Source organism: Pseudomonas brassicae, assembly GCF_010671725.1.
GTDB classification, from domain to species: Bacteria; Pseudomonadota; Gammaproteobacteria; order Pseudomonadales; family Pseudomonadaceae; genus Aquipseudomonas; species Aquipseudomonas brassicae.
Genome location: NZ_JAAHBU010000355.1, coordinates 1 through 6,325, shown reverse-complemented (window position 1 = coordinate 6,325; position 6,325 = coordinate 1). Strand labels below are relative to the sequence as shown.

The following is a 6,325-nucleotide window of genomic DNA, read 5'->3' as shown; positions in this document are numbered from 1 at the left end:
AACGTGGTTGAAACATGATTGCCAAATAGTGGCAGAAAGCCTTGAACCCCTGGCGCATGCCACGGTCCCACCCCAAGCCTGTTACCCTTGGCGCTTCATTTTCTCGTTTTGCCATAGGAGCAGCGGGGCTATCAGACCATTGCACGTCGAGGCGTGCCAGCAATCAAAGGAGCATTTCGTGGGAAGAACCCCATCCAATGAAACACCCGGGCATTCTCAGCCAGTGACCATCGATGGCATTCCAGCTCCAAGCGGTGAAGTCAACCTGATCGACACCGACTATGTCGTCGGCCAGGACAATTTCAAGGGCGAGTTTTCCTTCTCGCTGGATATCCACGGCAAGGTGTTCCTCATCTCGGCCGCCACCATCTTCCTGTTCGTCATCCTCACCCTGGCGCTGCAGAACGAGGTCGAGCCGATCTTCAGCGCCATGCGCAGTTGGCTCACCGCCAACCTGGCCTGGTTCTTCATGAGTACCGCCAATATCTTCGTGTTGCTGTGCCTGGGGCTGATCGTGTCGCCCTTGGGCAAAGTGCGCCTGGGCGGTCGCGAAGCGGTGCCGGACCACTCCTATGTGGGCTGGTTCTCGATGTTGTTCGCCGCGGGCATGGGCATCGGCCTGATGTTCTACGGCGTCGCCGAACCCATGTCGCACTTTTCGGCGGCCATGGGCGGGGTGAACCTCGATGCGGCCGGTGTGCGCACCGACTGGGCGCCGCTGGGCGGTGCTGCGGGCAACCCGCAGGTGGCGGCAGACATGGCCATGGCCGCGACCATCTACCATTGGGGCCTGCACCCGTGGGCGATCTACGCCATCGTGGCGCTGTCGCTGGCCTTGTTCACCTACAACAAGGGCCTGCCGCTGTCGATCCGCTCGGTGTTCTACCCGCTGCTGGGTGAGCGGGTGTGGGGCTGGCCGGGGCATATCATCGATATCCTGGCCGTGTTCGCCACGCTGTTCGGCCTGGCCACCTCGCTGGGTATCGGCGCCGAGCAGGCAGCGGCGGGGCTGGAGTACCTGTTCGGGATCCCCTCCACCAATGTGAGCAAGGTGCTGTTGATCATCGGCATCAGCATCATTGCCTTGGGCTCGGTGCTGGCCGGCATGGACAAGGGTGTGAAGATGCTGTCCCAGGTGAACATGGGCCTGGCGCTGCTGCTGTTGGTGTTCATCATCGTGGTGGGGCCGACGCTGGCGATCTTCACTGGCTTCTTCCGCAACCTGACTTCGTACCTGCAGTACCTGCCGGCGCTGTCCAACCCGGTAGGGCGTGAAGACGCCGAATTTACCCAGGGCTGGACCGCCTTCTACTGGGCCTGGTGGATCAGTTGGTCGCCGTTCGTGGGCATGTTCATTGCCCGTGTCAGCCGCGGCCGTACGGTGCGCGAGTTCCTGATTGCGGTGCTGCTGGTGCCGTCCCTCGTGTCGGTACTGTGGATGACCACGTTCGGTGGCACCGCCATCGATCAGACCGTGACGCAGCAGTTCAGCGGTGTGACGGATGCGGTGCTGGAGCTCAAGTTGTTCGCGATGCTCAGTGGTCTGCCGCTCAAGGAAATCACCTCGTTTATCGGGATCGTGCTGGTGGCGGTGTTCTTCATCACCTCCTCCGACTCCGGTTCCCTGGTGATCGATACCATTACCGCGGGCGGCAAGGTCGATGCACCGGTGCCACAACGTGTGTTCTGGGCAGTGATGCAGGGGGTGATCGCGATTGCCCTGCTGCTGGGCGGCGGGTTGATCGCGTTGCAGGCCATGGCGGTGTCGACCGGCCTGCCGTTCGCCCTCGTGCTGCTGCTCGGTTGCGTGTCGCTGATCAAGGGGCTGATGTCCGAGCCGCGGGGGTGACGCGCTACATCACGTAGCGGTCAATCCCACAGTCGGCCCACTTCAACCCCCGCCGCGAGCCGATGCGCCACCTGTGCCTGCAACAGCTCTGCTGTCGCCAGCGCATCGGTGAGCGCGTGGTGGGCATGGTAGGGCGGCAGGTGATAGCGCGCGCGGCTGTCGGCCAGGCGAATCGACAGCGGCGCGCGGCGCAGCAGCCGGTCCATCCAGCTGCGACCACTGCGGTGCACCAGCGCCTCGAGCTGCATGGTGTCGATCACCGGAAACTGCAGGCCTTCACCCAGGTGGCGGCGCACCGCATGTTCGAGAAAACCACGCTCGATGTGGCGGTAGTGCACCACCATCACCTGCCCGGCCATGGCACTGAGCAAGGCCTTGAGCACATGGGGCAAGGCCGGTGCATGGCGGATGTCGCTGTGGGTGATGTGGTGGAAGGTGATCGACGTTTCGCTCAGTTCGGTGCGCGGCTTGACCACCCAGTAACGCGCCTCGCCGCAGCGGATACGCTGCAGGCTGAAGGGCATCAGGCCGATACTCACGATGCCGTCCTTTTCGGCATCCAGGCCGGTGGTCTCGACGTCCAGCGCCAGCAACGGCACGTCTTCCAGGGGCGTCTGTGCTGCCACCGCCCCGGCTGCGTAGAACCCTTGCAGCAACGGATGGCGCGCCGCCTGCGCCAATGCCTGGAAACGCGCGCTCCAGTCGATGCGTTGGCTGTCGCGCAGCATCATCGTGTGTGCCGCACGATGCCGGGGTAGCGAAAGCGCAGGAATTTCTGCGCATGGCTCAGCACCTGGACGCCTCCTTGAGGTTGTGCCGTTCACTGCTGGAGAAGCGTTCGGGTTCGATGTAGTTGTCCGGTTGCTGTCCCTGTTCAATCGCATCGGCCTGGTGGCGGATACGCACCATCGACAGGAACTCCAGCGCGTAGCGCAAATGTTCGATGCCGCCGGCTGCATCAGCTTGGTCGCGCTGATCGCCTCCAGCCGGTCAACCGAGTTCTGCGCCGTACTGGCGCAGGCCAGCGCATGCACGCGGATCAGGTCGGTGAGCGGCGCGGTGCCGCGGCCCTTGAGGTTGATGATCTGTTTCTGGCGCCCATCGGTCTCCATCACGAAGGTGCGGAAGAACCCCAGCGGCGGCGTACGGTTCAAGGCATTGCGCGCCATCGCGGTCAGGAACGCCGGGCTGGCACTGGACTTCTGCGCGCAGAGTGTCTGCAGCGCCTGCACCAGCTCCAGCTCGCCGTACACGCCGTCAAGGTCGAAAAAGATGCTGCTGTTCAGCAGCGTGGCCGCGTTGGGCTTGTCGATCCACTGGGTGAAATAGGCCTTCCATACCCGCAGCGGCTGGCGCCACTGGTCGTTGGTGGCCATGATCCCGCCCTTGCAGTAGCTGTAGCCGCAGGCGGCCAGCCCGTCGCTGACAAAGGTCGCGAGCTTGAGGAAGTAGCCGTCGTGCTGTACCGGGTCGAAGCTGTCGTCGAGCACCAGGGCGTTGTCCTGGTCGGTGACCAGCAACTGTTCATCCCGCGCCATCGACCCCAGTGCCATGAAACAGTAGGGCACCGGTGGCGGGCCCAGGTCGCGTTCGGCCAGCTCCAGCAGGCGCTGGGTGAAGGCGCGGCCGATACCGGAAATCGCGCTGCCGATCATGTGCGCGGTGGCGCCGTCGCGCACCATGCGGATGTAGGTGCCGCGCACGTCGCGCAGCAACGAGCGCAACCCGGCCACGCTGTGTTGGTTGGAAATGCTGTTGACCAGGTACAGGCTGCTCTGGGATTCGTGACGGATGATGTCCGACAGGTTGATCAGGCCCAGGGTGCGCCCCTTGTGCAGCACCGGCAGGTGGTGGATGTTGCGCCGCAGCATGCTCAGCATCGCTTCGAATACCGAGTCGTTGGCCTGGATCACCACCGGGTCGCTGGACATCACCGTGCTGATGGGCAGGCTGCTGCTGAGGTCGGCGGCCAGCACGCGGGTACGCAGGTCGCGGTCGGTGACCAGGCCCAGCAGTCTGTCTGGGGCGTCGGGCACCGGTTCCAGTACGGCCACGCACGACACGCTCTCGGCGGCCATCAGCCGCGCGGCGTCGAGGATCGACGTGTTCTGGCTTACCGACACCAGGCTGCGCGACAGCAGTGTACGTGCCTTGAGCTGGATCAGTTCACTGGCTCGGCCCTGGCCCTCGGCCGCGGACTTGAGGCGCGAATGCCCCTCGGCCTCGACGAACTCGGCAAAGCTGTCGTGCTGTTCGCACAGCTCGGCAAACAGGTCGGCGGGTATGAAGTAGATCAGGCTGTCTTCCAGCGCCTTGGCCGGGAAGCGCACCTTGTTGCTGCGCAGCAGCCCGGCCTGGCCGAAGATGTCGCCTTCGCCCAGGCGGTTGTAGAGCTCGCCGTTGCGCCGGTAGATCTCCACCGCACCGCTGCGCACGTAATGCAGGTCCTGGATACTGCTGCCTGCTTCCAGGATGGCGCTGCCGGCCTTGAAGTAGCTGACCTGGATACGCTGCGCAATGCCGTTCAGGGTGTCCTCGGGCAAGGCGTCGAAAGGGGCGAAACGGTGGAGGTGATCGCGAACCTCCAGAAGCTCGATCTGCATGCTGCCTCGTTGTTGGTGTGAACGTCAGGGTATGGAGCTCAGGGGCGCATCAACGGTTCGATGCCAATCCAGGATTTTTTCGGGTGGTGGCACAGTGTCAGCGGCGCCACAGTAACCGACTGGCCTTCGATTTCCAACGTGCCCAGGTTGATCGTCCAGCGGCTGTCGGCGTTGAAATCCGGCGTATTGAACGCCACGTAGACCGAGCCATAACGCTTGTTGTTGGTGATCTTGGGGATGCGCCGGTGGACCTCGTCGCTGTTGATGTCGAAGGGCGAAGGGCGCACGTACGCCGGGCCGGAGAGCGGGAAGTCATTGTTGAGGGCGCCCAGGTAGATATCCGGTCGAGCCGCCAGGCGCGTGCCGTTTTCGAAGGTGAGGTAGGCGCTGCGGCTGTCATACAGCATCGGCACCGGTGGTTCACCCGAACGCCCAGGCTTGAGCGGTTGCTGGCGGTCTTTGTTGAAGCCGATCAGCTGGACATAGAACTCGCGGTCTGGCGCGTCATGCGCGCTGAAATGGCCCTGCACATAGGGGCGCTCACCCCAGGTCAGCGCATGGTCGTACAGGTAGGTGTACAGGTAGAAGGTCTTGATGCCGTGTGCCGTCGGCACCTCCAGCACCTGGCGTGGCTGGCACAGGTCGGCGTAGGCCGGGCGTTCGCGCGGGTAGGGCACGCAGGCGCCGAGCAGGGCACACAGCGTCAGCGCAGTGGGCAGGCCGGTGAGGGGGCGGCGTAGTGGCAGCATGACGGGCATCCTTTCCTCCAATGTGTGCAATCGGTATCTAAGCACAGACCCGACCGAGACCGCACGTTTGTGCGTCGCGCTTGCTCGAGACGAAGCAATCCCCCTAAAATGATAATACTTCCCATTCATGTTGATGAGCTTACGTCATGTCGAGCCACGATCCTGTGCTGCACGAGCAGGTCAGCAGAATCTACCAGGAGCAGCACCGCTGGTTGCGCAGTTGGCTGCGCCCGCGGGTGGACTGCCAGCACCTGGCCGCCGACCTGGTGCAGGACGTGTTCGTGCGTATCCTCGGCACTCAGGACGCGTCGAGCAAGCTGCGCGCGGTGCGCGAGCCGCGTGGCTATCTGGCGACTATTGCGCGGCGCATGATGATCGATCACTTTCGGCGCAACGCCTGGAGCGTGCCTGGCTCAAGGCGCTGGCCGAGCGGCCCGAAGCCCTGGACATTTCACCCGAGACGCGCCTGCTGCTGCTCGACACCCTGTGCGAGCTGGATGCGATGCTGGGTGCACTGGGCGAGAACGTGCGCAAGGCGTTCCTGCTCTCGCAACTGGACGGCATGACGTACAAGGCGATTGCCCAGACACTCGGGATCTCGCTGATGAGCGTCAACCGCTACATCGCCAAGGCTGTGCAGCACTGCATGATCTACAGCCTGCAGCACGAGCTCTGAACATGGCCAGCCTGACTGTCGAGCAACTGGCCGCACTGGAGCAGGCGGCACACTGGTACACGCGGCTCAACGACGCAGACGCCACTGCCCATGACCGCGAGGCCTGGCAAGCCTGGCTCGGTGCGGCGCCCACGCATGCCTGGGCCTGGCAGCAGGCCGAACGCCTGCAGCAACGCCTGCACCGGTTGCCGGGCGCGTTGGCTGAACGCACCCTGGGCCTGGCCGGTGAGGAGCGCCGCGCCAAGCGGCGAGCGTGCTCAAGGGCCTGGCGCTGTTGTTGGGCGGCGGCACGCTGGGCTGGGGTGGTTACCGTGAGACGAAGCAGGGGCCGTGGTTTGCCGATTACCGCAGTGCAGTGGGCGAGCGTCTGCCGGTGACCCCTGGCCGATGGCAGTCAGTTGCTGCTTCAACACCGACACGGCCGTGGATGTGCACCTTCGATGCCGGG

General features: G+C 64.1%; 6 protein-coding genes and 1 pseudogene. 4 read left to right on the top strand and 3 right to left on the bottom strand.

Features of this window, described 5'->3' with window-relative positions; all coding sequences use genetic code 11:
- Window positions 1-178: 178 nt before the first annotated feature.
- Window positions 179-1,849 carry a BCCT family transporter gene (locus G3436_RS21395; RefSeq protein ID WP_163949191.1) on the top strand — a complete coding sequence of 557 codons (1,671 nt, stop codon included), beginning with the start codon at window positions 179-181 and terminating at the stop codon, window positions 1,847-1,849.
- Between the two features lie 20 nt (window positions 1,850-1,869).
- Here G3436_RS21395 and G3436_RS21390 read toward each other — a convergent pair whose 3' ends face one another.
- The 3 genes and pseudogenes from G3436_RS21390 to G3436_RS21380 all read right to left on the bottom strand — a co-directional run bounded on the left by G3436_RS21390 (window position 1,870) and on the right by G3436_RS21380 (window position 5,201).
- Window positions 1,870-2,577 carry a 3'-5' exonuclease gene (locus G3436_RS21390; protein ID WP_420801239.1) on the bottom strand — a complete coding sequence of 236 codons (708 nt, stop codon included), beginning with the start codon at window positions 2,575-2,577 and terminating at the stop codon, window positions 1,870-1,872.
- Window positions 2,577-4,452 (bottom strand): annotated as a pseudogene (locus tag G3436_RS21385) (DUF294 nucleotidyltransferase-like domain-containing protein). The gene G3436_RS21390 and the pseudogene G3436_RS21385 overlap by 1 nt, the downstream one beginning before the upstream one ends.
- A gap of 38 nt (window positions 4,453-4,490) precedes the next feature.
- Window positions 4,491-5,201, bottom strand: a complete 711-nt coding sequence (locus G3436_RS21380; protein WP_163949185.1) for a hypothetical protein — start codon at window positions 5,199-5,201, stop codon at window positions 4,491-4,493.
- Between the two features lie 146 nt (window positions 5,202-5,347).
- Between G3436_RS21380 and G3436_RS21375 the strand changes: the two genes are divergently transcribed.
- Genes G3436_RS21375 through G3436_RS21370 form a run of 3 tightly spaced genes read left to right on the top strand, consistent with a single transcriptional unit; the run spans window position 5,348 to window position 6,254 of the window.
- The gene (locus G3436_RS21375; protein WP_420801238.1) at window positions 5,348-5,767 is read left to right on the top strand and encodes a sigma factor; all 420 of its coding nucleotides are present in this window, start codon (window positions 5,348-5,350) and stop codon (window positions 5,765-5,767) included.
- On the top strand, window positions 5,704-5,877 hold the full coding sequence (locus G3436_RS29055) for a sigma factor-like helix-turn-helix DNA-binding protein (protein ID WP_420801237.1): 174 nt from the start codon (window positions 5,704-5,706) through the stop codon (window positions 5,875-5,877). The genes G3436_RS21375 and G3436_RS29055 overlap by 64 nt, the downstream gene beginning before the upstream one ends.
- 2 nt (window positions 5,878-5,879) lie before the next feature.
- Window positions 5,880-6,254: a DUF4880 domain-containing protein gene (locus G3436_RS21370; RefSeq protein WP_163949182.1), complete on the top strand. Its 375-nt coding sequence runs from the start codon at window positions 5,880-5,882 to the stop codon at window positions 6,252-6,254.
- Window positions 6,255-6,325: the final 71 nt, after the last annotated feature.